A 25,817-nucleotide genomic window follows, 5' to 3' on the forward strand; every position below is an offset into this window, starting at 1 on the left:
CGCGGCCGCCGAGCGCCGCGCCCGATCTCGTCAGAAGGTAATATTGAAGCGCGCGTAATAATAGCCGCCGTTGATGCCGTAGGGACTGAACGTCAGCGGCCCGTCGAGAACATTGGCGTCGTTGACCAGCGAGTTGGTCGACCCCGGCACCAGCCCGACGGTCGGCGGCCGCTTGTTGAACAGGTTGTTTGCACCGACCGACAGCTTGAGTGCGGCGGTCAGATCGTAGTTGAGTTCGACGTCGCCGATGAACGCCGACCCGACCGTCTGCTCGTAATATGCGCCGCCATCCGGGGTCAGATACGCCGTCGTCTTGCCGTAGACGGTCCCGCGCAGCGTCGCACCGAACTTGTCGAGCGCATAGACGATCGAACCGATCACCTTGGTCTTGGGCGACGCCGTCTCGAGATAGCTGATCGCCTCCTGGTCAAAGAGCGGGATGCCGCCGAGCGTCGCAGGCGCCGCATTCAGCCTGAGCGCCTTGGTCTCGTTATAGTTGCCCGACAGCATCCAGTTCACTTTGCCATAGTCGGCAAGATCAGTGACGTAACTCGCCACCAGATCGATGCCGCGCGTCCGCGTGTCCGCGCCGTTGGTGAAGATGTTGATCCCGGTCTGATTGACGGTCGGGTCAAGGATATTACCGTTCGCCCGAATGGCTGCGGTCACGATCGGGAAGTTCGTCGCACCACCGCTGCCGTACAGAGAGCCGGTCCCGAGGATGCGGTCGCGGATCTTGACCTGATAGGCGTCGATCGTGATCGTCAGGCGTGGTGCCGGGCGCAGCACGGTCCCAAGGCTGAAATTGGTCGATTTCTCCGGCTTGAGATTGGCAAACCCCAGGAGCTTGGCCGCGGCGGAATTGGCCGGCAGCTGCACGAACGCGGACGTCGGCGAGACATTGGTCGCGGAATAATAGGATTCTGCGAGCGTCGGCGCCCGGAACCCGGTCGAGACCGTGCCGCGAAGCGCGAACGAATCCGAAAAGTCGTAGCGGCTCGTCCCCTTGTAGATGAACTTGCTGCCGAAATCGGAATAATGTTCATAGCGTCCGGCAACATCGACCTTCAGCCCGTCGATCGGCATCATCGCGACATCGACATAGGCCGCCTGGCTGTTGCGGCCGTTCACGCCCGCATCGGATGGCCGGAACCCGGGATAGGATTGCCCGCCCTCCTTGTAGATCGATGCGGCATCGCCCGAGCCGATCTCGTACACGTTCTTCCGATACTCCGCGCCGAATGCGAGGTTCAGCGGGGCCGCCATGCCCACCGCGATCTCGCGTGTGACATCGGCGTTCGCGGTGAACTCGGTCGCCTTGAAGAAGCCGTCATAAAAGCTCGTCGGCGTAAATCCGGTATCCGCGTAGAGCGAGGCGTTAGCGGAATCGACGGTGTAGATCAGGTTCTTGTCCTGCCCGAAACTGGTCGACAGGTCGTAGTCGAAGCCGCTCAGCAGCCCGCGAACCTCGCCGGTAAACGCCATGTCGTCCTCGCGGATCTTTTCGCGCGGCGAAAAGCCGTTGACCGGGCTGTCGCCGTCAGGATCGAAATAGGTCGTAACCCCGCCGATCGTCCGCGAGACCCGCGTCGGTACGCGCAGATTTTCGTACGCGCTGGCGATCCGCTTCGAATAGGTGCCGAAACTATACACCTCCGCCGCGCCGAAGTCGTAGGCGCTGTTAAATTGCAGGTTGGTGAGGCGGGATTGCGCATCGCCGTTGATCCGGTTGACGTACGGGAAGCCCGAAATATTCGGGTAGAGCTGCTGTTGCAGGGGACTTAGCGCCGGCGACGTCGTGCCGGTCAGCAACTTGCCATCACCGTCCGTCACCCGCCGGTCGAGACCGCCGACCTGCGTGAAGTCGTGATAGCGGTGAAAGGCCGTCACATTGAGGAACCCGTCCTCGCCGATCTTCGTCGCGAGATGCAGCGTCCCGGCATAGGTCCGCCCGCCCGTCTGGTAATTCTCGCCCGCGGTCGCATAGCCATCGCCGCCCGTATCGCCGTCCTTCAGGATGATGTTGATAACCCCGGCGATCGCATCCGAGCCATATTGCGCCGCCGCGCCGTCTTCCAGAACCTCGATCCGCTTGATCGACGAGGGGGAGATCAGGTCCAGATCCGCGGTCGCCGCACCCTGATAGGGCCCGCCGAGCACTGCGAGGTTGGCGGTCCCATGCCGGCGCTTGCCGTTGACGAGCACCAGTGTGTGGTTGGGGCTCAGCCCGCGCAACCGCGCGGACAGCGTCAGGTTCGCGGTGTCGCCGCCAAATGCCTGCGCGGTGAAGGACGGGACCAACTGCGTCAGGATCTGGTTCAGATTGGGCTGGCCGACATGGCTCATCATGTCGGCATCCAGCACCTTGATCGGTGCCGCGCTTTCGGCAGCAGTAATGCCGGTCGCACGCGTCCCCGTCACGATGATGTCGTCGGGGATGTCGTCGGACGCATCACTTGTCGGCGGGCTGGCCGATCCTACCGTGGCGGGGTTTGTCGTCTGGGCAAGCTCTTGGGCACTGGCCGAAACATGCCCCCCAGCAGCAAGGGCAACGATCAAGGCGTGACGCGAGATATGATGAGCAATCTTCATTAGGCTACCCCCGAATGGTGAGCGCCTTTTCGGATCCTTCCCCCAAGTCCATCGACGATTTACGTCGTTTGCTCACGCAATACTGGCCGTGCCGAAATCAATCCTTTGTCATGGGCCCGGGATGTTGCCGGGATCCGTTGCGCATGCTCGGGTCTCCAAATTTTGAATGCAACCGATTCAGGGTAACGAGATCGTATCCGCACGCGTTTTCGGACCGAAAATCCGGACTTGTTACATTTCTGCAACGATCCGGTCATACCGCTCCTAGGGTCAATTCCGCGATTCCGCCGCGTCACTTGCCGCCGGGACGCGTTGAGGCCTCGACCTTCACCATTTTTCGAGACCCGGAGACGCCCGATGCCCAAGACCCTGATCGCCGACCTGTTCGTCGAGACGCTCGAACTTGCCGGCGTCGAGCGCATCTATGGCGTGGTCGGCGACAGCCTGAACGGTCTCACCGAAGCGCTCAGGCGGCGCGGAACGATCGAATGGGTGCACGTCCGCAACGAGGAAGCGGCGGCCTTCGCGGCCGGCGCCGAAGCGCAACTCACCGGCAAGCTCGCGGTCTGCGCTGGCTCCTGCGGGCCGGGCAACCTGCATCTGATCAACGGGCTGTACGACTGCAACCGGACCCGCGTGCCCGTGCTGGCGATTGCCGCGCAGATACCGAGCGCGGAAATCGGCTCCAACTATTTCCAGGAAACCCGGCCCGAGGCGCTGTTCCGTGAATGCAGCGTCTATTGCGAGACGATCTCCGATGCCGATCAGATGCCGCGCACGCTCGATACCGCGATCCGCGCCGCGGTTGGCCATCGTGGCGTCGCGGTCGTCGCGATGCCGGGCGATGTTGCATTGCGCACGACCACGGGCCTTATCGCCCGATCCCGCACGGCGTTGCTGCCCGAAGCGGCCACGATCATCCCCGATCAGGACTCGCTCGCTCGCCTTGCCGCGCTGCTGAACGACGCCGGCAAGGTGACGATCCTCGCGGGTCGCGGCTGTCGGGGGGCGCATGCGCAACTTGTCGCGCTTGCCGGCGTGCTCCAGGCACCGGTCGTCCATGCACTCGGCGGCAAGGAATTCGTCGAATATGACAATCCTTACGATGTCGGCATGACCGGGCTGATCGGTTTCTCGTCCGGCTATGATGCGATGATGGCGTGCGACACGCTGCTGATGCTCGGGACCGACTTCCCCTATCGCCAATTCTATCCGGAAAAGGCGAAGGTGGCGCAGATCGACCTGCGGCCCGAAAATCTCGGGCGCCGCACCGCGATCGATCTCGGACTGGTCGGCGACGTCGGCGCGACGATCGACCATCTGCTGCCGCTGCTGACACGCGAGCGCGACGGCGCCTTCCTGCGCGACGCACGCGAGGATTACGCCAAGTCGCGCAAAGGCCTGGACGAGCTCGCGACCGGCACCCCGGGCAGCGGCGTGATCCACCCGCAGCATGTCGCGCGCGTCGTCAGCTACCTGGCAAGCGACGACGCCGTCTTTGCATGTGATGTCGGCACCCCGACCGTCTGGGCAGCGCGCTACCTCGAGATGAACGGCCGCCGCCGACTGATCGGGTCGTTCAACCATGGCTCGATGGCAAACGCCCTGCCCCAGGCGATCGGCGCGCAGGCCGCCTATCCCGGCCGTCAGATCGTCAGCCTGTCGGGCGACGGTGGCCTCGCGATGCTGATGGGTGAATTGCTGACCGTTCGGCAGCTCGGCCTGCCCGTGAAGATCATCGTCTTCAACAACGGCACGCTCGGCTTTGTCGAAATGGAGATGAAGGCGGCGGGGATGATCGAGACCGGCGTCGCGCTCGACAATCCCGATTTCGCCGCGATGGCGCGCGCGATCGGTCTGCACGGCGTTCGCGTCACCGACCCTGGCGAGGTCAAGGCCGGCGTACGCGAGGTGCTCGCGCATCCGGGGCCCGCGCTGCTCGATGCCGTCACGGCGCGCACCGAACTGTCGATGCCGCCCAAGATCACGCTCGAACAGATGAAGGGCTTCACGCTCTATATGGCGAAAGCGGTGATGAGTGGTCGGGGGGATTCGATCGTCGAACTCGGCAAGACCAATGCCGGATTGTTCAAGACGCTGTTCTGAAACAGATCCGGGGTGCGGCGGCTGCCGCACCCCGGGACTGCTCGATACTTGCGTTCAGCCGTGCAACGAGCGGCGGAACGTCTCGGGCAGGAAGACCAGACCGACCAATGCGGTAACCGCACAGGCCAGGATCGGGTACCAGAGCCCGTAATAGATGTCCCCGGTCGCCGCGACCATCGCGAAGGCCGCGGTCGGCAGGAACCCGCCGAACCAGCCATTGCCGATATGATAGGGCAGCGACATCGACGTGTAGCGGATCCGCGTCGGGAACAATTCGACCAGCAGCGCGGCGATCGGGCCATAGACCATCGTCACGTACAGCACGAGCAGGACGAGGATCGCGACGACCATCGGCTTGTTGATCTGCGCCGGGTCGGCCTTTTCGGGATAGCCGACCGCGGTCAGTGCGGTCTTCACCTCGGCCCCGAACGCCTTGATCGCTGCAGTACGATCGGCCCCTGTCACGATCGCAGGATTGACGACCGGAATGGTCGCGCCGCCGATATGGATCTGTGCGACCGTGCCCGCTGGTGCGACGACGTTGGTGTAGGAAATGCCGGCCTTGGCCAGATACGACTTGGCGATGTCGCACGAGCTGCTGTCGAACTTGTTCTTGCCGACGGGATCGAACTGCACCGAGCATTCGTCGGGGTTGGCGACGACGCTGACTGGCGACGACAGCTGTGCCGCATAGAGTGCGGGGTTGGCTGCCTTCGACAGCGCGTGGAACAGCGGCATATAGGTCAGTGCGGCGAGCGCACAGCCGGTCAGGATGATCCATTTCCTCCCGACCTTGTCCGAAAGCCAGCCGAAGAAGATGAACGCGGGGGTCGCGATCAGCAGCGCGATTGCGATCAGGATGTTCGTCGTCGGCCCGTCGACACGGAGGTTCTTTTCGAGGAAGAACAGCGCGTAGAACTGGCTGGTGTAGAACACGACGCCCTGCCCCACGACCGCACCGAACAGCGCGATCAGCACGATCTTGAGGTTGCCCCATTTGGCGAACGCCTCGGTCAGCGGTGCCTTGGAGGTCTTGCCCTCCTCCTTCATCTTCTGGAACACCGGGCTCTCTTCGAGCTGCATCCGGATCCAGAGCGACACCGCGAGCAGCGCGATCGAGACGATGAACGGGATACGCCAGCCCCAGGCCGCGAACGCCTCCTCGCCGACGAGCGTGCGCACGCCGATGACGATCAGCAGGGCGGCGAACAGACCGAGCGACGCCGTGGTCTGGATGAAGCTGGTGAACAGCCCACGCTTCTTGTCGGGCGCATGCTCGGCGACATAGGTCGCAGCACCGCCATATTCGCCGCCGAGCGCGAGGCCCTGCAGCAGCCGCAGCACGACCAGCGCGATCGGCGCGGCGACGCCGACCGAGGCATAGCTCGGGAGCAGACCGACGAGGAAGGTCGACAGGCCCATGATCGCCATGGTCACGAGGAAGGTGTTCTTGCGCCCGACGACATCGCCGATCCGCCCGAACACCAGCGCACCGAACGGCCGCACTGCGAACCCGGCCGCGAACGCCGCGAGCGCGAAGATGAAACCGGTCGTCTCGTTGACGCCCGAGAAGAACTGCGCGGTGATGATCGTCGCGAGCAGCCCGTACAGATAAAAGTCATACCATTCGAACACCGCGCCGAGCGACGACGCGATAATGATCAGTGGCTGGCTCTGCTTCACGTGACCAAGGGGCGATGCGTCCCCTGTTGTCGTTGCCATGGCGGTATCCTCTCAAGTGGAGCGGTGGTGATTTTGGAACGTCGGGCGATCAGAACCCGTATTTGAAGGCGAATTCCATGCGGTCGAGCGCACCGGTGTCACCCGAGACCAGTTCGCGGACGGCGTGGCGATATTCGACGCCGATGTCGAAGCCCTTGCCGGGCGACCAGAACAGGTTGGCAGCACCGCCATAGGACTTGGCATTGGCCAACCCCGTGACGATCACGCCGGCCGGATAATCGGCCGATTGGTAGCTGCCCATCAGCGTCGAGTGGATCGCATCGGTCCAGCCGATACGCAGTGCCGCGAAGCCCGCGAAATTGTCGATCCGCTCGAGCTGCGTCGCGGTGCCGCCGTAGATCGCGTCGGGGACATATCCCAATCCCAGATACCGGCCGATGCCCTGGCCGTAGGTCGCCATGAAGCGCAGGTCGTGACGCTTGCCGATCGGGATCTTGCCGGACCCGGAAACACCCCAGCCAAAGGCGGTATCGCCGCGGCCCAGCGTATCGGTGCGCAATTCGCGCGCGATGCCGGCCAGTGCGAAATCGCCCAGTGTCGACTTCCAGTTCAGCCGTGCCACCACGTCAGGCAGGCGGTCGTCATCCGTGTCGACCAGCGCCGCATTGGCGGGCAGCGCCGTTTCCGTTTCGGGATTCTCGACCGCGACCTGCAACGTCAGCCCGGTTCGCAAGGGGATGGAGTAGCGGATCAGCGCCTGACGGTTGAACACCGTGCCGTCCAGCGGGCCGACGAAATCGGTCGTTTCGGGCAGCACCGCGATGTTCTGGAAGGTGGACCATTCCTGCCCGACCAGCAGATTGCCATATTCGATGAAGCCACGGCGGAAAGTGGGCGTGTAGGGGTTGGTCGCGCGCTGGGCACCGACCGGCGCCGTCGCGAGCGCGAAATCGAACTCCACCAGCGTCTTTATGTCGGTACCGTTCATCGGAGTTGCCGTGCTGAACTGCAGGCGGGTCTGGCGCGCCGAGAGCAACAGGTCCTGGCTGGAGAACCCGCCGCCGACCGGGATCTGCTGCGGCAGGAAGAACTCCTTGCCCAGCCCCCCGACCGCGACCTCGCCACCGCTGTAGCGGCTGGCGATGGCGTTGAGGCGAACGAAACCGCCCAGCTTGACCGTCGTGTTCCCCATGCGAAAACCGTCGGTCGGTGCCGAATTTGTCGCGACAGGCTTGGCCTGGGCCACATTGGTCGCGCCGGGCGATCCGCCGGGCGATGCGGCCGGCGCCGTCACCTGCGACGCAGCGACGGCGGTCTGTGGGGGCACAGTCGGGGCCGCGGCGGCGGTTGCACGCGCTGCGGTCAACTCACCGCGAAGGTCCTGGACCGCTGCTTCGAGCGCCTTGAGCCGTGCTTCGAGTTCCGCCTCTCGCGCGGTCTGGCCGAAGGCGGCGCCCGGCGTCAGCCCGGCAAGGGCCGTGCCCAGCAGCAACGTCGTGAATACCGATCGTCTCATCCCAACCTCCTGGTTGCTCCACCGGTCTGACGCGTAGATGCAAGCAACACGACGATGGCGGATCGCCCGGGCGGGATCATCCCTGACTTTGGTTGGGGGTGCCGCGTGCCGCGCGACCGTCTAGAACGGCGGCAAAAGGAGAGTGTGATGACCGAGGCCAGCTATCCCGTTCCCGCAGCATGGGCCAAGGACGCACGGATCGATGCCGCCGCCTATGACCGGATGTATGCCGAGGCCGCGACTGATCCCGATGCCTTCTGGGCGAAAGAGGCGCAGCGGCTCGACTGGATCATTTCCCCGACCAAGATCAAGGACACGTCGTTCGACGAGGCCGATTTCCGCATCCGCTGGTTCGAGGACGGCCAGCTCAACGTCGCCACCAATTGCGTCGATCGCCACGCCGATGCACGCCCCGATGCGACCGCGATCCTGTGGGAAGGCGACGACCCCGCCGACTCGCGCACGATCAGCTACGCCGAACTGCGTGACGAAGTGTCCCGGCTCGCCAATGCGCTGAAGGCACGCGGCGTCGCGAAGGGCGACCGCGTCACGATCTATCTGCCGATGATCCCCGAAGCCGCGTTCGCGATGCTCGCCTGCGCGCGGATAGGCGCGATCCATTCGGTCGTGTTCGGCGGCTTCTCCCCCGACAGCCTGTGCAACCGGATCCACGATTGCGACAGCCGCGTTGTCATCACCGCGGACGAAGGGCTGCGCGGCGGCAAGACGATTCCGCTGAAGGCCAATGTCGATGCCGCGCTCGATCAGGGCGATCTCGGCGTCGAGACGGTCATCGTTGTCCGCCGCACCGGCGGCGACATCGCGATGACCGAGGGCCGCGATTGCTGGTATCACGAGTGCGTCGCAAACCAGTCGACCGACTGCGCACCCGAACCGATGAACGCGGAAGACCCGCTGTTCATCCTCTACACCAGCGGATCGACCGGGCAGCCCAAGGGCGTGCTCCACACCACCGGCGGCTATCTCGTCTGGGCGTCGATGACGCATGAATATGTGTTCGACTACCGCGAAGGCGACGTCTTCTGGTGTGCGGCCGATGTCGGCTGGGTCACCGGCCACACCTATACGCTGTACGGCGCACTCGCGAACGGCGCGACGACGGTGATGTTCGAGGGCGTTCCCAATTACCCCGATCACAGCCGCTTCTGGCAGATCGTCGATAAATATCAGGTCAGCACGCTCTACACAGCACCCACCGCGCTGCGCGCGCTAATGCGCGAGGGCGACGACTGGGTCACGCGGACCAGCCGCAAGTCGCTTCGCCTGCTCGGGTCGGTCGGCGAGCCGATCAACCCGGAGGCCTGGAACTGGTATCACAATGTCGTCGGTGAAGGCCGCTGCCCGATCGTCGACACCTGGTGGCAGACCGAGACCGGCGGACACATGATCAGCCCGCTCCCCGGCGCGACCGCGCTCAAGCCCGGCAGCGCGACCAAGCCGCTGTTTGGCGTGAAGCCTGAACTGGTCGATGCCGACGGCAAGGTGCTCGACGGCGCGGTCGAGGGCAATCTCGTGATCGCCGACAGCTGGCCCGGGCAGATGCGGACCGTGTGGAACGATCATGCGCGCTTCTTCCAGACCTATTTCTCGACCTATCCGGGCAAGTATTTCACCGGTGACGGCTGCCGCCGCGACGCTGATGGCTATTACTGGATCACCGGCCGAGTCGACGACGTCATCAACGTCAGCGGCCACCGCATGGGCACTGCCGAGGTCGAGAGCGCGCTGGTCGCGCATTCGAAGGTTGCCGAAGCCGCGGTCGTCGGCATGCCGCACGACGTGAAGGGCCAGGGCATCTATGCCTATGTCATGCTCAACGCGAATGCCGAACCGAGCGAGGAGCTGCGCAAAGAACTCGTCCAATGGGTCCGCCGCGAGATCGGTCCGATCGCGACGCCCGACGTCCTGCAGTTCGCCCGTGGCCTGCCCAAGACGCGCTCGGGCAAGATCATGCGCCGAATCCTGCGCAAGATCGCCGAGAACCAGCTCGACGGCCTTGGCGATACCTCGACGCTCGCCGACCCGACGGTCGTCGACGCGCTGATCACGGGTCGCGAAAAGGCCACCGCCGCCTTCGCATGACCGCGCGCACGATCCTGATCGCCGACGACCACCCGCTGTTTCGCCAGGCGCTGAAGCTGGCGGTTGGTCGCGCGGCCCCCGATGCGACGATCCTCGAGGCGGGGCAGCTCGGCGAGGCGATCGAGGCGGCGCGCGGTGCCGCCCGCCTCGATCTCATCCTGCTCGACCTGCGGATGCCGGGATCGGAGGGCTTTGCGGGTGTCGCCCTGCTGCATGCCGAGCGTCCCGACACGCCGATCGTCGTCATCTCGTCCGCCGACGAGGCGGAGGCCGCGCCGCGCGCGCGCGCCTATGGCGCGGTCGGCTTCGTGTCGAAGACCGCCGATCTCGCCACGCTCGAAAATGCGGTCGCGCGCGCGCTGGCGGGCGACCGCGATGCCCCCGTCGCCGCCCTGCCGGCCGATGACATCTCCAATCGCGTCGCCAGCCTGACCCCGACCGAATTGAAAGTATTGCTCGGCGTTCTCGCGGGGCGACTCAACAAGCAGATCGCGTTCGACCTCGGCGTTTCGGAGGCGACCGTAAAGGGCCACATGACCGCGATCCTGCGCAAGCTCGGCGTCCAGAACCGCACCCAGGCGGTGCTTGCCGCGCGCGCGCTCGACATTCGCTTCGCCGACTAGCCGACCGCCTCCCACTTGCGAGACGAGCCGCACGGCAATCGACGTCTTGCGACACCACCTTGCGCGGTCTAGGCGACCATCAATGGCTTCGACGTCCTACCTGTCCGCGTCGAACCGATCGCGCCAGCCGCTCTGGCGGCGCGCGCGTTCATTCCTGCTGGCGATCGCCGCGCATGTCGTCGTCATTCTCCTGCTGCTGCGGCTCGCGCCAACGCCGACCAAGCCCGAGCCGACGCCACCGCCCAGCAGCTTCCGCCTGTTACCCGACCGCGAGACGAAACCCGAGACCCCGCAACGCCCGGTGATCGAAAAGGCGAAGAAGGTCGCCGGCGGCGCCTCGCCCAGATCGCCCCGCCCGCCATCGACCGCGCCGGCGTCGGACCCGCGCCCCGTCACCCCTGCCCCGGCCTTCCCCAAGATGCTGGCGGGCGGCATGGAGTTGTTCGATTCGGCGGACATATCCAAGATCCCGTCGCACCCAGGCGATCGACAGGCGGGCGGCTCTGACACCGATGGCGCGGGCGCCGGCAAGGACAGCGGCTCTGCCTACGGCCCGGGCGAAGGTCCGAGTGGCGAGCGGCTCTACAATGCCGAATGGTATACCGAACCGAGCCATGCCGAACTTGCAGGCTATGTTCCCAATGGCGCACCCCCGGGCAGCTGGGCACTGATCGCCTGCCGGACTGCGGAGAATTACAGGGTCGAGAATTGCCGGTCGCTCGGCGAATCCCCGGTCGGCTCGGGGCTGGCCCGCGCAATGCGGCAGGCCGCATGGCAGTTCCGCGTGCTGCCGCCTCGGGTCGGCGGCAAGAAGATGATCGGCGCTTGGGTCCGCATCAAGATCGACTTCACCAGCGCACCGAACAAATAGGCGCGCTGGTCAGCACCTCAAACCGCAGCCGCGGCCGCCGATGCCTGTTCGAGGAATGCCCATAGCTCGCCTGGCACCACCGGCTTGTTCAGGACGGTGATCCCGGCACAGCGCGGATCATCCGCCGCGCTGCGGTCCGCGGTCACCAGCGCGATCGCGGGCGCCGGCGCCATCGCCGACAATCGTTCGGCAACGTCCAGTCCGTCCTGCGCCACCTCGAGATGGAAATCGATCAGTGCGACGTCGGGCTCCTCGTCCGCCGCCAGCGTCATCGCCTCCTCGATCGTCGCCGCCAGCAGCGGAACGCAGCGCCGCGACCGGAGCGCCGCGTCGAGCGCCGCGAGAATGGCGGCATCATTGTCGAGGCACAGCACGCGCAGCCCCGGCGGCAGGTCGCGCAGGACCGGGGCCGTCCTGGCACGGTCGGGCAGCGTCGCATGCGCCGCCAGCGGAACGCGAACGGCGAAGGTCGATCCCGCACCCGGCTGCGACCGCAATTCGATCCGCAGGTCGAGCAGTTGCGCGATCCGCTGCACGATCGCCAGCCCCAGGCCGACACCGCCGCCCGCGCTGCCCTTGCTCTCCACCCGCTCGAACTCGGCAAAGATCCGTTCACGGTCACCCGCCGCGATGCCCGGCCCGCTATCCCGCACCTCGACCAGGACGTCACCGCCGCGCCGCCGCGCGCCGATCCAGATCCGCCCCGACGGCGTGTAGCGTACCGCGTTTGATAGGAAGTTCTGCAGGATCGAGCGCAGCAGCGACCGGTCGGTGGCAACGATGTGCGCCCCCGGGTGCGAGGCGAGGTTCAACGCGCGTTCGCCGGCAAGCGGCCGGAACTCGGCGGCCAGTTCCTCGATCAGGTCCCCGAGCACGAACTGCTCGATCTTCGGCACGACCCCGCCCGCATCGAGCCGCGACACGTCGAGCAAGGCCCGCAGCAGCGTATCCGCCGACCCGATCGCGCCATCGATCGCGCGGACCAGGTCGGCCTGGTGCGGCGCCTTGCCCTCGTCGAGCGCCGCGCAGAAGAGCCGGGCGGCATGAAGCGGCTGAAGCAGGTCATGGCTTGCCGCCGCGAGGAACCGGGTCTTGTCGCGCGTCGCGGTCTCGGCATGCCGCCGCGCCTCGTCGAGCATCGTATTCGACTGCGCCAGATCATGCGTCCGCGCCTCGACCCGGGCCTCCAATTCCGCCTGCGCGGTCTTCTCCGCGGTGATGTCGGTGAAGCTCTGGACATAGCCGCCGCCCGGCATTGCCTGACCCACTGTCTTGATCCACCGCCCCGACGGTCGAAGCCGCTCGAAACTGTGCGGAAGGCCGCGTTCGAGATGTGCGAGCCTGCGCGACACATGCGCTTCGACGCCACCCGGCCCGCATTCGCCGCGCTCGGCATTGTAGCGGATCAGATCGGCGATCGGCCGTCCGGCGATCACATAGTCCTCGGGATAGTCGAACATCTCGACATAGCGCGGATTCCACGCGACCAGCCTCAGATTGGCGTCGATCACGCTGACGCCCGGGTCGATCGTCTCCAGCGTTGCCGACAGCAGCGACCGCGAGAAGCGCAGGCTGCGCCCCCGCTGGTCGAGCAGCCGGACGACGTCGCCTACGTCCATCGCCGAACCCGCCAGGCTCGACGTCACGATCAGCCGCGCCGAGGGTGCGCCGATCACGCCCGCGATCAGCCGCTCCGCCTGACGGGCCGCGCGTCCGTCGATCGGCGCGCCCGGATCGCGTGACAGCGGGTCCAGCCCCTCTGCGGCTTCGGCATCGCCGACGAAGCGCGCGACCAGGATCTTCAGCTCGCCAAAGGTCGTAACGTGATCCAGCACGCTGTGCCGTCCCCCGAACACCCGCCGCCGCGCCGCGTACAGGTGCAGCCCCGCCATCAGCGCGATATTCACGCCCAGGCTCCAGATCGTGCCGTTGACCAGTGGGGACCCGAGCGCGACCCGCATCAGCGCATCGGGGTCGAGCAGTCCGCCGCTCGCTTTCGCAAGACTGGCGCCGAAACCACCCAATACCGAGGGCATCAACAGGCAATAGGCCCAGACGACGACGCCGCCGATTAACCCGCCGCGTGCCGCCCGGGTATCGGCAAAGCCCCAGCCGACGGTTGCGATCAGCGCGGGCGCGAACTGCGCAACGCCGGCAAACGCGATCAGCCCGATCGATGCGAGCGACAGCTCGTCGCCGATGCTCGTGCCGTACCACAAAGCCGCGGCGACGATCGCGGCGATGATCACGCGCCGGACACGCAGCAGCCGCCGCCCCAGATCGCCCTCCCCGCCATCGGTCTGCCGCCGCAGCAGTAATGGGGCCAGCAGGTCGTTGGTCGCCATCGTCGACAGCGCGATCGTCTCGGCGACGACCATCGCGGTCGCGGCGGAAAACCCACCGATGAACGCGAGCAGCGCCATCGGATCGTTGTCGCGCGCCAGCGGGACCGCCAGCACATAGAGGTCGGGTCGCGTATCGGCGGGCAGCACCGCCAACCCCGCGAGCACGAGCGGCAGGACCATCACCGAGATCACCGCGAGATAGGCGATGAACGGCCAGCGCGCGCGCCGCACCGCCGCCGGGCCGCTCGCTTCTAGTATCCCGACATAGAATTGACGCGGCAGACACAGAATCGCGCAGGCGGATAGCAGCGTGCGGACGAAGAAGTCGGGGGTCAGCGCGCCGGGCGCGAAACCCTCGACGAACCCGGTCAGCGGCAGCGTGATCCGCGCGGCCGGCATCGTCGCGAGCAGCGTCAGCGCAAATCCGCCGAGCGCCACGAAGCAGAGCAGCTTGATCAGCGACTCCGCCGCGATCGCCGCGACCACGCCGGTATTGCCACCCGCCACTTCATAGCGTCGCGCGCCGAAGCTGATCGCGAACGTCGCCAGCAGCAGCGCGACGAGCGGCCCGACCAGCACCGATCCGCCGATCCCGACCAGCGCGCCGAAGCTGAGCGTCACCGATCGCAGCTGCAGCGCGATATAGGGGATCGACGCGACCAGCGCGGTTCCCGCGACGATCGCCGCGGTACTCCGGCTGCGACCATAACGCGCCGAGATGAAGTCGGCGATCGAGCTCGACCCTTCGTCGCGCGCCAGCCGGACGAGCTTCGTCAGGAATCCCGGCGCGAGCAGGAACACCAGCGCCGGGCCGAGATAGATCGACAGATAATCCCAGCCGCGCGTCGCCGCGGTGCCGACGCCGCCGAAGAACGTCCAGCTGCTGCAATAGACGGCCAGCGACAAGGGATAGGCGATCCGCGCCATGCGCGGCGAAAGCCCGCGCCGATCGACGACCCAGGCGATCCCGAACAACGCGGTGCCATAGGCAAGCATCGCGACGATGACGACGGCGCTGTTGATCGGCTAGCTCCCTTGTTCCCGGATGCCGATACCGTGCAGTCCGGGCCGTTCCAGGGCAAGGCCTGCACGGTCTGCGCTTCGGTACCACAGCTCATGGCGAAACCACGCGGCCCGCGTTACAGGGCCCCATGCTCCGCATCACCGAACTCAAGCTGCCGCTCAACCATGCCGACGAAGCGATCCCCGCCGCGGTCTGCAAGCGGCTGCGCATCACCCCCCGCGAATTGATCCGCTATACCGTCGCGCGGCGCGCGCATGACGCGCGCGACAAGATGGACATCCAGCTCGTCTATTCGATCGACGTCACCGCGAAGAATGAGGCGACGATCCTCGCGCGGTTCCGCAAGGACCGTCACGTCAACACGACGCCCGATACCGGCTACCGCCACGTCGCCAAGGCACCCGAGACGCCGGGCGCGCGTCGCCCGGTCGTCGTGGGAACAGGGCCGTGCGGCCTGTTCGCCGGCCTCATCCTCGCGCAGATGGGGTTCCGCCCGATCATCCTCGACCGCGGCAAGCTGGTCCGCGAACGCACCAAGGACACCTGGGGTCTGTGGCGCCGCAGCGTCCTCAACCCCGAGTCCAACGTCCAGTTCGGCGAGGGCGGCGCGGGCACCTTCTCCGACGGCAAGCTGTGGAGCCAGATCAAGGATCCCCGCCATCTCGGCCGCAAGGTCATCACCGAGTTCGTCAAGGCCGGCGCTCCCCCCGAGATCCTGACCGAGGCGCATCCGCATATCGGCACGTTCCGGCTGGTGACGATGGTCGAGGCGATGCGCGCGACGATCGAGTCGCTCGGCGGTGAATATCGCTTCGAGCACCGCGTCGACGATCTCGACATCGCGGTCGATGCGGACGGCACGCGCCGCATCCGCGGGCTCCATCTGCATACCGGCGACTATCTCGAGGCGGATCATGTCGTGCTCGCGGTCGGGCACAGCGCGCGCGACACCTTTCACATGCTCCATGACCGCGGCGTCTTCCTTGAGGCGAAGCCCTTCTCGATCGGCGTCCGCATCGAACATCCGCAATCCTGGATCGACGAGGCGCGGTTCGGCCCCTGTGCCGGCCATCCGGATCTCGGCGCCGCCGCGTACAGCCTGTCGCATCACTGCACGAACGGGCGCACCGTCTACAGCTTCTGCATGTGCCCGGGCGGTACGGTCGTTGCGGCGACGTCCGAGGAAGGCCGCGTCGCCACCAACGGCATGAGCCAATATTCGCGCAACGAGCGCAACGCCAATTCGGGACTCGTCGTCGGCATCGACCCTGCGCGTGACTATCCCGGCAATCCACTGGCGGGCATCGAATTGCAGCGCCATTGGGAATCGCGCGCCTATGTCGCGGGCGGCTCGGACTATAAGGCCCCCGCGCAGCGTCTCGGCGATTTCCTCGCCGGCCGCCCGTCGAGCGCGCTCGGCTCGGTCATCCCGTCCTACCGCCCCGGCGTCCACCTCACCGATCTCGCCGAATGCCTTCCCGAGTTCGCGGTCACCGCGATGCGCGAGGCGCTGCCGGTATTTGGTCGCGACATTCCCGGCTATGATCACCCCGACGCGGTCCTCACCGGGGTCGAGACGCGTACCTCGTCCCCCGTCCGGATCACGCGCGGCGACGATTTTCAGAGCCTGAACACGATCGGCCTGTTTCCCGCCGGCGAAGGCGCGGGCTATGCGGGCGGGATCCTGTCGGCCGGCGTCGACGGCATCAAGGTCGCCGAGGCGGTCGGACTTAGCCTCGTCGGCGCCACGCCGGGGGCTTAACCACTATCTAACATCCGGGTGGTACGCGCAGGCTTCCTGTCACGACGCGCGACCTACCCCATGCTCAAGAGAACAGTGCTCGGTTTCGCCGCGATCGCCGCCAGTACCTCGTGCGTTCCCCCGTCGACGCGCGTGGCTGGACCGCTTGCGGACGTCCCTGTCCGTGACGCAGGAGAAGCGCGCAACCTGCTCGCCGGGCTCGCGCTCGAGGCGCCCGCCGAACCGCTCGACCGCGCTTTTGCCGGCTCTGCAGCCTCCACCGACGACACCCCGCGCACCCTCGCCGCCGCGCCCGCTTTTCCCGGCGCCGCGCAAAGTGACGACGACCGCCAGCGCGCGATCGCCTGCCTGACCGCCGCGGTCTATTACGAGGCGCGATCCGAACCGACCGATGGCCAGCGCGCGGTCGCACAGGTCGTGCTCAACCGCGTGCGCGACCGTGCCTTTCCGCACAGCGTCTGCGGGGTCGTCTATCAGGGGTCGACACGGCGCACCGGCTGCCAGTTCAGCTTCACCTGCGACGGTTCGATGAACCACCCCCGCGACGGTGCCGCCTGGGCAAGGGCTGCATCGGTCGCGCGCGCCGCGTTCGACGGCAGCGTCTTCGCCCCGGTCGGCGCGTCGACCTCCTACCACGCCGCCTCGATCCTGCCCTGGTGGGCGCCCAGCCTCAGCCGGGTCGGCGCGGTCGGCGCCCATATCTTCTATCGCTGGCGCGGCGCGATGGAGCGCGCGCTGAGCTTCCGCCAGACCTATGCGGGCGTCGAACCGACGCGCGTTGCTGCGCCCGATACGATCCTCGCCGCGTCCCCGTCCGCCTCCACCGAACCCGGTACGGCGGGATCCGGCGTCACTGTCCATCGCGGCCGGACCATGCCGGGGGTGGAGACTGCGCTGTCGACACCGCCGGAGTCGTCCGCCGCCATACCACGCGTGCATCTGGCGTCGGGCGTCCGCATCCATATCGGTTCGGCACATGCTGGCCCGGTTCTCGGCGGTGGCGCCCCGCTGCCGGTCGTTTCGATCTCCGAGGAAAGCGATCCGACCTGATAGCCCTTTGGGGGGTGCCACGACGCGACGGGCGCGGTATCGCCCGTGCCATGCTGCTTCACCTGCCCTACCCCATGACCCGCTTCGGACCCCGATGCTGACTGCCAGCGAATTGCGCGACCGGCTCGTGACCGTTCTGACCCGCGACCATCTCGGCGACCGGCGTCGCTGGCGCATGGCGGTCGGCGAGGTCCGGGTCTATTCCACCGCCACGCACGCGCATTGCAACTGGTCGGTCACGCCCTCGGGCAGCGCCGAGGACATCGACCGGATCGAGACACTCGTCGACCGGTTCCGCGAGGAATTCCCGATCATCCGCTGATTGACGAGCCGTTCGACCGACAAGCTCGGCTATCCCGGCACGGACAGCGTCTTCGTTGCACCGCACCATGCAGAAGCTGTATTTCGTCCGGTTCATACGGGACAGCGGCCATGCAGACATTACGGCGATCGTTCGGATTACAGGTTCTGATCGGGATGATCGCCGGGCTCGCGCTCGGCTTCGTCGCGCGCGGGACCGGCGTGGGATCGGGCCTTACTGAGACGCTGCGCATCGTTGGCGAGATCTTCGTGCAGTTGCTCAAGACGCTTGTCGTCCCGCTCGTCTTCACGGCGATCATCGCGTCGATCGCCGCGCTGCGCGATCTCGACAATGCACGCCGGCTGGTCATCAGCACGCTCGCCTGGTTCGCGATCACCGCGCTGATCGCGGTGTCGATCGGCATCGTCCTCGCGCTGGTGATCCAGCCCGGCGTGACCGCGGGGGTCAGTGCCGCCAGCGCGGTCGCGCCGACGACCGCCGGGTCGTGGCTCGACTTCCTGCGTGGGCTCGTCCCCGCCAATATCCTCGGGCTCGAGGCGTCGACCAAGCTGACCGACGAGACCGCGCGGACTGCGCTGTCGTTCAACGTCCTGCAGATCATCGTCATCGCGATCACGATCGGGATCGCCGCGGTCCGGATCGGCGATGCGGGCGCGCCGTTCCTCGCCTTCAACGCATCGGCGCTCGCGCTTTTCCGCCGCATCCTGCGCTGGGTGATACGGTTGACGCCGATCGGTACGGGTGCACTGCTCGGCAACGCGATCGTCCGCTATGGCTGGCAATCGCTGTCGGCGCTCGGCGCGTTCAGCATCGCGGTCTATGCCGGGCTCGCGATCGTACTGTTCGTGGTCTACCCACTGCTCCTGCTCGCCAACGGGCTCAGCCCGCGGCGGTTCTTCGCCGCCGCCTGGCCCGCAATCCAGCTCGGCTTCGTGTCGCGCTCGTCGATCGCCGCGCTGCCGGTGACCGAGGATGTCGTCGAACGCGGCCTCGGCGTCCCCCGCACCTATGCCGCCTTCGCCGTGCCGCTCGCTGCCACGACCAAGATGGACGGGTGCGCCGCGATCTATCCTGCGGTCTCGGCGATCTTCGTCGCCCAATATTACGGCATTCCGCTGCATGCCGCCGACTATGTGCTGATCGTGCTCGTGTCGGTGCTAGGGTCCTCCGCCACCGCAGGGTTGACCGGCGCGGTCGTCATGCTGACGCTCACGCTGTCGACGCTCGGCCTCCCGCTCGAGGGCGCCGGCCTGCTGCTCGCGATCGACCCGATCCTCGACATGGGCCGTACTGCGGTCAACGTCGCCGGGCAGGCGCTCGTCCCGACGATCGTCGCCAAGCGGCAGGGCTTGCTCGATCCGGCACTGCACGGCGCCGGCACGGCACAGGCCGCCACGGCATAACCGCGTGCTGTCACAAACGTGACAAGAAGACTCAGGCACGCGCAGGAGTTTGACAGCGCGACGCTGTAGCTACTCCCTCGACCCGGGCAGTTCGTTGTCATTTTGTGTACCGATCCGTCATCAAACGCGGAACGAGGATGCAGCATGACCTTCCAGACCGACCTTACCCAGATCGACCAGCTGATCGCCGCGCGGAACGGCACCTGGGACGGAATTTCCGCCGAATCGGTCGCCCGGATGCGCGCGCAGAACCGCTTCCGCTCGGGTCTCGACATCGCCCGCTACACCGCGGGGATCATGCGCCGCGACATGGCCGCCTATGACACCGACCCGGCGAACTACACCCAGTCGCTCGGCTGTTGGCACGGCTTCATCGCGCAGCAGAAGATGATCAGCATCAAGAAGCATTTCGGCACCACCGACCGCCGCTATCTCTACCTCTCGGGCTGGATGGTCGCCGCGCTCCGCAGCGAATTCGGGCCCCTTCCCGACCAGTCGATGCACGAGAAGACGAGCGTCCCCGCGCTGATCGAGGAACTCTACACCTTCCTGCGCCAGGCGGATGCGCGCGAACTCGGCATGCTGTTCCGCGACGTCGATACGGCGCGCGCGGCGGGCAACGCGATCGAGGAGAAGCGCCTGCTCAACGCGATCGAGAACCACCAGACGCACGTCGTCCCCGTCATCGCCGATATCGACGCAGGCTTCGGCAATGCCGAGGCGACATACCTGCTCGCGCGCAAGATGATCGAAGCGGGCGCCTGCGCACTCCAGATCGAGAACCAGGTTAGCGACGAGAAGCAGTGCGGGCATCAGGACGGCAAGGTCACCGTGCCGCACGAGGACTTTCTCGCCAAGGTTCGCGCCTGCCGCTACGCCTTCCTCGAACTCGGCGTCGAGGACGGCATCATCGTCACGCGCACCGACTCGCTCGGTGCTGGCCTCACCAAGCAGATCGCGGTCAGCAAGATGCCCGGCGATCTCGGCGACCAGTATAACTCCTATCTCGATTGCGAGGAGATCGACCCCGCGACCGCGCAGAATGGCGACGTCATCCTCAACCGCGACGGCAAGCTGCTCCGCCCGAAGCGCCTGCCCTCCAACCTGTTCCAGTTCCGTGCCGGCAGCGGCGAGGATCGCTGTGTGATGGACTGCATAGCAAGCTTGCAGAACGGCGCCGACCTGCTCTGGATCGAGACCGAGAAGCCGCACATCGAACAGATTGCCGGGATGGTCGACCGCATCCGCGAGGTCGTTCCCAACGCGAAGCTCGTCTACAACAACTCGCCCAGCTTCAACTGGACGCTGAACTTCCGCCAGCAGGTGTTCGATGCATGGAGCGAAGCCGGCCGCGACGTGTCGGCCTATGACCGGACGCGCCTGATGAGTGTCGACTATGACGGCACGCCGCTCGGCGACGAGGCGGACGAGCGCATCCGCACCTTCCAGGCGGATTCGGCGAAGCGCGCGGGGATCTTCCACCACCTGATCACGCTGCCGACCTATCACACCGCGGCGCTCTCGACCGACAATCTCGCCAAGGAGTATTTCGGCGATGCAGGGATGCTCGGCTATGTGAAGGCCGTCCAGCGCAAGGAAATCCGCGAGGGCATCGCCTGTGTGAAGCACCAGAACATGTCGGGCTCCGATCTCGGCGACGATCACAAGGAGTATTTCGCGGGCGAGGCGGCGCTGAAGGCCGGCGGCGTCCACAACACGATGAACCAGTTCGCGGCCTGACGCCCGAGCCGGAGCGCAAGCTCCGGCGCGGACCCGCGTCAGGCCCGGCCGGCGGGGCCAAAAGCCCCGTCCGACGCCGCGGCTTTGCCGCGGCGCTGGCCTGTTCCAACGCCAGTAAAGACGCGCATGCCTACTGAAAGACACCTCCCCGGCGAAGGCCGGGGCCCAGTTGGGGGACGGTTATGGCAGGCGTCGCCTTTCGTTACTCCCACCTCTCCAACTGGACCCCGGCCTCCGCCGGGGAGGCGCTATTGAGGGCGCCGCGGGAGCACGCGGCATCGGCCAACCCAAAGCTCACCCCTTCGCAGCCACACCCCCACAAAAACCCGCCCCCAAGACAACCCAGGGCAACACCGCCGCGCTGTCCCCCGGCTGCGCGCCGTGGCATGAGCCCCCCATGCAAGACCGCGCCCTGCTCCGCGTCACCGCGCTCGAAAAGTCGGTCCCAGGCGGCCGCCAACTCTTCGGCGGGCTCGACCTGACCGCGCGTGCCGGCCAGCTTATCGCGATCGTCGGCGAAAGCGGCGTCGGCAAATCGACGCTGCTCAATATCCTCGCCGGGCTCGACGCGCCCGATGCGGGGCATGTCGCGATCGAGGACACGATCCTCGACACACTCGACGAGGCCGCGCTGACCCGGCTGCGCGCGACGCGGATCGGGTTCGTGTTCCAGGCCTTTCATATCCTGCCCTATCTGACCCTTCGCCAGAACGTCGCGCTCCCGCTCGCGCTGGTGTCTAACGACCGCCGCGCGATCGCGGACCAGGCGCAGGCGATGCTCGCGCGGGTCGGGCTCGGCACCCGCGGCGACGGCTATGCCCGCGACCTCTCGGGCGGCGAATTGCAGCGCGTCGCGATCGCGCGCGCGCTCGTCCATCGTCCCGCGCTGATCCTCGCGGACGAACCGACCGGCAATCTCGACCCCGACACCGCCGCGAAGATCCTGACGCTGTTTTCCGACGCGGTCCGCGAACAGGGCGTCGCCGCGATCATCGTCACCCATTCGGCGGCGGCCGCCGCGATCGCCGACGACGTCCTGACGCTGACCGCAAGCGGGCTGGAACGCGCGCGATGAGCATCCTGTCGGCGCGGCTCGCGCTGGGCTGGATGATCGGTGGCGAGTGGCGCGCCCATCCCGCGCGGCTTGCCCTGACCGCGATCGCGATCGCCATCGGTGTCGCGCTCGGCTTCGCGGTCCACCTCGTCAACGGATCGGCGCTGTCGTCGTTCGAAGGCGCATTGCGCACCGTCAAGGGCAGCGCGGATCTTCAGGTCAACGCGACCAGCCCGCTCGGCTTCGACGAGGCGCTCTATCCGAGGGTCGCGACCGCGGCCGGCGTCGCGGACGCGAGCCCGGTCGTCATCCTGCGCGCGACGATCGGGAGGCGGCCCGTCACCCTGCTCGGTCTCGACGTGATCCGCGCGGCACAGGTCACGCCGTCGCTGGTCGGCGTCGCCCCCGCCGGCATCGACCGGCGGGGCGACGCGGCGTTCGACGACGCCGCGCTCTATCTGTCAGCCGCGGCGATGCGCAACGTGAATGCCCGTCCCGGCGCGATGCTCGTCGTCACCGCGAACGGGCGAACCGCAACGATGCGCGTCGCCGGCCGGTTGCCGGGCGTAGCCGAGGGCGAGGCGATCGGCGTGATCGACATCGCCGCGGCGCAGTGGCGCTTCGACCGGCTCGGCCGCCTCGACCGGATCGACGTGAAGCAGCAGGACGGCGCCGCCCATCCACGCCTCGCCACCATCCTTCCGCGCGACGCGACGATCGGCAGCGACGCCAGTGATGCGACCCGCAGCGACGCCCTGTCACGCGCGTACCGCGTCAATCTCGACATGCTCGCGCTGGTCGCATTGCTGACCGGCGGGTTCCTCGTCTTTTCCGCGCAGTCCCTGTCAGTGGCACGCCGGTTGCGGGCCTTTGCACTCGTCCGCACGCTCGGCCTGCCGCGCAACGGGATCGTCGCGACCGTCGCGCTGGAGGGGCTGGCGATCGGCGTGATCGGCGCCGCGCTCGGGCTGCTGCTCGGCTATGCGCTGGCCTATGCCGCGCTCGCCCGGTTCGGCGCGGACCTCGGCGCAGGCTATTTCGCCGATGGCCGCGTCCGGCTGGCCTTCGCGCCCGCCGCCGCGGTCGGCTTCTTCGCGCTCGGCCTGCTGGCAGCGGTCGCGGGCAGCGTCCTGCCGGCGCGGATCGCGGCGCGTGCCGCCCCCGCCGCGGCGCTGCGCAACGCCGGCGACGTCATCGACCCCCGGACTCCCATGCCCGTCCGCCCCGCCGCCATCCTGATGCTGCTCGGCGGTGGCGCGGCGCTGCTCCCGGCGATCGGCGGCCTGCCCCTGTTCGGGTTTGCGAGCATGGCGCTGATACTCGCAGGCGGCATCGCCGGCATGCCCTGGCTCGCGCGCACGCTGCTCGCGCCGCTCAGCCGCGGTGCCGGGCGGTCCGTCCCCGTCGACCTCGCGATCCGCCACCTCCACGGTGCCCCCGCCCAGGCCGCCACCGCGCTGTGCGGGATCGTCGCGAGCACCGCGCTGATGATCGCGATGGCGGTGATGGTCACCAGCTTTCGCGGCGCGGTGGACGAATGGCTGGGTCAGGTCCTCTCGGACGATCTCTACCTTCGGGTCGAGGGTGGCACCGGGCTCGATCCCACGGCGCAGGCTCGGTTGCGCACAGTACCCGGCATCGCAGCGATCGCCTATAGCCGGCAGATCCCGCTGACGCTCGCGCCGGACCGGCCACCCGTCTCGCTGATCGCACGTCCGGTTGAGACCGATGGCCCCGACCCGAGCCTCGTACTCCTCGAAAGCGGACGCGCCCGCCCCGCCGACACCGCGCCGATCTGGATTTCGGAACCCGCCGCGCGGCTCTATGGCTGGTCGGTCGGCGACAGCGTCACGTTGCCGATCGCGGGCCGGTACGTCGTCGCAGGGATCTGGCGCGACTATGCCCGCCAGCAGGGCGCGATCATCGTCCGCGACACCGACTATACGCGCGCCACCGGCGACCGCACGCGGACCGAGGCGGCGATCACGCTGGCCCGCGGCGCGGATCCCCGCACCGTCGAGCGCGCGCTGACCGCGGCGGCGCCCCCGGCGCTCGCCGGCCTCGTCTCGATCGCGCGCCCGGCCACCCTGCGCCGCTATGCCCTCGAACTCTTCGATCGCAGTTTCGCCGTCACCTATCTGCTCGAGGGGGTCGCGATCCTTGTCGGGCTGGCCGGCGTCGCCGCGACCATGTCCGCGCAGACGATCGCCCGCACGCGTGAATTCGGCATGCTCCGCCATATCGGCGTCGCAAAGCGGCAGATCGTCGCGATGCTGGCGACCGAGGGGGCGTTGCTCGGGCTCGTCGGTGGCATCGCCGGGATCACGCTTGGTGGGGTGATGGCGCAGGTGCTTGTCCATGTGATCAATCCGCAGTCGTTCAACTGGACCATGGCGACGCGCATACCCTGGGGTAGCGTCGGCGGAGTAGCACTTGCGCTGATCGTTGCGGCGGCGGGTACCGCGGTGCTTGCCGGCCGGCGCGCGATCGCCGCCGATGCGGTCCGCATGGTCAGGGAGGACTGGTGATGCGCCCCGTGTTTACGCTCGCAGCGCTGGCGCTGACCGCCGCGACGCCGGCCGCGACCGGCTATCCCGTAGTCCGTCCCGGCGCCTCCTTCACCTTTCCGCGCGAACACGGCGCACACCCGGCATTCCGCACCGAATGGTGGTATGTCACCGGTCTGCTGAAGACGCAGGAGGGTCGCAATCTCGGCTTCCAGATCACCTTCTTCCGGACCACCCCGGGCACCGACGCGGCGAACCCCAGCCGCTTTGCCCCCAAGCAGATCCTGTTCGCGCACGCAGCGCTCTCCGACCCGAAGCTCGGCCATCTGCTGCACGGGGAGCGGGCGGCACGGGCGGGGTTCGGTCTGGCCCAGGCGCGCATCGGCGATACCGACGTCACGCTCAAGGACTGGCATATCCGCAGGCGACCCGACGGCCGGTTCACGACCAGCGTCACCACGGGCGACTTCACGCTGACGCTGACGCTGACACCGCGCCAGCCGCCCCTGCTCCAGGGGAAAACCGGTTACAGCCAGAAGGGCCCGAAGCCCGAACAGGCGAGCTATTACTACTCGATCCCGCATCTCGCGGTGGCGGGGCAGCTGGTGCGGAACGGCACACCGCAACGCGTCACCGGACAGGCGTGGCTCGACCGGGAATGGTCCTCCGACTATCTCGGCGGCGGCGCGGTCGGCTGGGACTGGACCGGGCTCAATCTCGACGATGGGGGGGCGCTGATGGCGTTCCGCATACGTGGCCGCGACGGCAAGCCGCTCTGGGCGGGTGGATCGCTGCGCCGCGCGGATGGGCGCGTCGTCCGGTTCGCGCCCGCCGACGTCCGGTTCGATCCGCTCCGCCAGTGGCGCTCGCCGCGCACGGGGGCGCTCTACCCCGTGACGCAACGCCTCACCGTCCGCCTCCCCGAAGGGGTCCGCCGCTTCCGCCTCGATCCGTTGTTCGCCGATCAGGAGCTCGACGCGCGGCGCAGCGGCATGCCGGTCTATTGGGAAGGTGCGGTCCGCACGGCGGGCGGCAGCGGCTATCTCGAGCTCACCGGCTATGCCGATCCGCTGCAGATGTGACGCCTGCCGGATACCCAGGCTTTGGCATGGCCAA

At 67.3% G+C, this 25,817-nt stretch carries 16 protein-coding genes; 12 read left to right on the plus strand and 4 right to left on the minus strand.

Going from position 1 to position 25,817, the window contains the following annotated elements; all coding sequences use genetic code 11:
* Nucleotides 1–30: 30 nt before the first annotated feature.
* Nucleotides 31–2,592, minus strand: a complete 2,562-nt coding sequence (locus tag IFT71_RS03285) for a TonB-dependent receptor plug domain-containing protein (RefSeq protein ID WP_192139089.1) — start codon at nucleotides 2,590–2,592, stop codon at nucleotides 31–33.
* 357 nt (nucleotides 2,593–2,949) lie between these two features.
* On the opposite strand from IFT71_RS03285, the gene poxB reads away from it, so the two are divergent.
* On the plus strand, nucleotides 2,950–4,698 hold the full coding sequence (poxB, locus tag IFT71_RS03290) for a ubiquinone-dependent pyruvate dehydrogenase (RefSeq protein ID WP_192139090.1): 1,749 nt from the start codon (nucleotides 2,950–2,952) through the stop codon (nucleotides 4,696–4,698).
* 54 nt (nucleotides 4,699–4,752) lie between these two features.
* Here poxB and IFT71_RS03295 read toward each other — a convergent pair whose 3' ends face one another.
* Entirely contained in the window at nucleotides 4,753–6,420 is a 1,668-nt protein-coding gene (locus IFT71_RS03295) for an MFS transporter (RefSeq protein WP_031395000.1), read from the minus strand.
* A 49-nt stretch (nucleotides 6,421–6,469) separates the two neighbouring features.
* Complete coding sequence (locus IFT71_RS03300; protein ID WP_152555342.1) at nucleotides 6,470–7,897, minus strand: DcaP family trimeric outer membrane transporter; 1,428 nt, start codon at nucleotides 7,895–7,897, stop codon at nucleotides 6,470–6,472.
* A 147-nt stretch (nucleotides 7,898–8,044) separates the two neighbouring features.
* On the opposite strand from IFT71_RS03300, the gene acs reads away from it, so the two are divergent.
* The 3 genes from acs (at nucleotide 8,045) to IFT71_RS03315 (ending at nucleotide 11,494) form a co-directional block, all read left to right on the plus strand.
* The gene (gene acs / locus IFT71_RS03305; RefSeq protein WP_192139091.1) at nucleotides 8,045–10,000 is read left to right on the plus strand and encodes an acetate--CoA ligase; all 1,956 of its coding nucleotides are present in this window, start codon (nucleotides 8,045–8,047) and stop codon (nucleotides 9,998–10,000) included.
* Nucleotides 9,997–10,623: a response regulator transcription factor gene (locus IFT71_RS03310; protein ID WP_192070413.1), complete on the plus strand. Its 627-nt coding sequence runs from the start codon at nucleotides 9,997–9,999 to the stop codon at nucleotides 10,621–10,623. Before acs ends, IFT71_RS03310 begins: the two co-directional genes overlap by 4 nt.
* An 82-nt stretch (nucleotides 10,624–10,705) precedes the next feature.
* Entirely contained in the window at nucleotides 10,706–11,494 is a 789-nt protein-coding gene (locus IFT71_RS03315; RefSeq protein ID WP_056407757.1) for a hypothetical protein, read from the plus strand.
* 17 nt (nucleotides 11,495–11,511) lie between these two features.
* Here the strand turns inward: IFT71_RS03315 and IFT71_RS03320 are convergent, their stop codons facing one another.
* Nucleotides 11,512–14,835 carry a hybrid sensor histidine kinase/response regulator gene (locus IFT71_RS03320; RefSeq protein ID WP_192139092.1) on the minus strand — a complete coding sequence of 1,108 codons (3,324 nt, stop codon included), beginning with the start codon at nucleotides 14,833–14,835 and terminating at the stop codon, nucleotides 11,512–11,514.
* Between the two features lie 155 nt (nucleotides 14,836–14,990).
* On the opposite strand from IFT71_RS03320, the gene IFT71_RS03325 reads away from it, so the two are divergent.
* The 8 genes from IFT71_RS03325 to IFT71_RS03360 all read left to right on the plus strand — a co-directional run bounded on the left by IFT71_RS03325 (nucleotide 14,991) and on the right by IFT71_RS03360 (nucleotide 25,783).
* Entirely contained in the window at nucleotides 14,991–16,625 is a 1,635-nt protein-coding gene (locus tag IFT71_RS03325) for an NAD(P)/FAD-dependent oxidoreductase (RefSeq protein ID WP_031439479.1), read from the plus strand.
* Between the two features lie 60 nt (nucleotides 16,626–16,685).
* A complete protein-coding gene (locus IFT71_RS03330; protein WP_192139093.1) occupies nucleotides 16,686–17,675 on the plus strand; it encodes a cell wall hydrolase in 990 nt (329 codons plus the stop codon).
* Between the two features lie 94 nt (nucleotides 17,676–17,769).
* The gene (locus tag IFT71_RS03335; RefSeq protein WP_052380834.1) at nucleotides 17,770–17,997 is read left to right on the plus strand and encodes a hypothetical protein; all 228 of its coding nucleotides are present in this window, start codon (nucleotides 17,770–17,772) and stop codon (nucleotides 17,995–17,997) included.
* A gap of 110 nt (nucleotides 17,998–18,107) precedes the next feature.
* The gene (locus tag IFT71_RS03340; protein ID WP_192139094.1) at nucleotides 18,108–19,400 is read left to right on the plus strand and encodes a dicarboxylate/amino acid:cation symporter; all 1,293 of its coding nucleotides are present in this window, start codon (nucleotides 18,108–18,110) and stop codon (nucleotides 19,398–19,400) included.
* 144 nt (nucleotides 19,401–19,544) lie between these two features.
* The gene (locus IFT71_RS03345) at nucleotides 19,545–21,140 is read left to right on the plus strand and encodes an isocitrate lyase (RefSeq protein ID WP_192139095.1); all 1,596 of its coding nucleotides are present in this window, start codon (nucleotides 19,545–19,547) and stop codon (nucleotides 21,138–21,140) included.
* Nucleotides 21,141–21,537: 397 nt separating this feature from the next.
* The gene (locus IFT71_RS03350; protein WP_192139096.1) at nucleotides 21,538–22,215 is read left to right on the plus strand and encodes an ABC transporter ATP-binding protein; all 678 of its coding nucleotides are present in this window, start codon (nucleotides 21,538–21,540) and stop codon (nucleotides 22,213–22,215) included.
* On the plus strand, nucleotides 22,212–24,722 hold the full coding sequence (locus IFT71_RS03355; protein ID WP_192139097.1) for an FtsX-like permease family protein: 2,511 nt from the start codon (nucleotides 22,212–22,214) through the stop codon (nucleotides 24,720–24,722). Before IFT71_RS03350 ends, IFT71_RS03355 begins: the two co-directional genes overlap by 4 nt.
* Complete coding sequence (locus IFT71_RS03360; protein WP_192139098.1) at nucleotides 24,722–25,783, plus strand: lipocalin-like domain-containing protein; 1,062 nt, start codon at nucleotides 24,722–24,724, stop codon at nucleotides 25,781–25,783. The genes IFT71_RS03355 and IFT71_RS03360 overlap by 1 nt, the downstream gene beginning before the upstream one ends.
* Nucleotides 25,784–25,817: the final 34 nt, after the last annotated feature.

Source organism: Sphingomonas sp. CFBP 13733, assembly GCF_014841795.1.
In the GTDB taxonomy this organism is placed as follows: Bacteria; Pseudomonadota; Alphaproteobacteria; order Sphingomonadales; family Sphingomonadaceae; genus Sphingomonas; species Sphingomonas aerolata.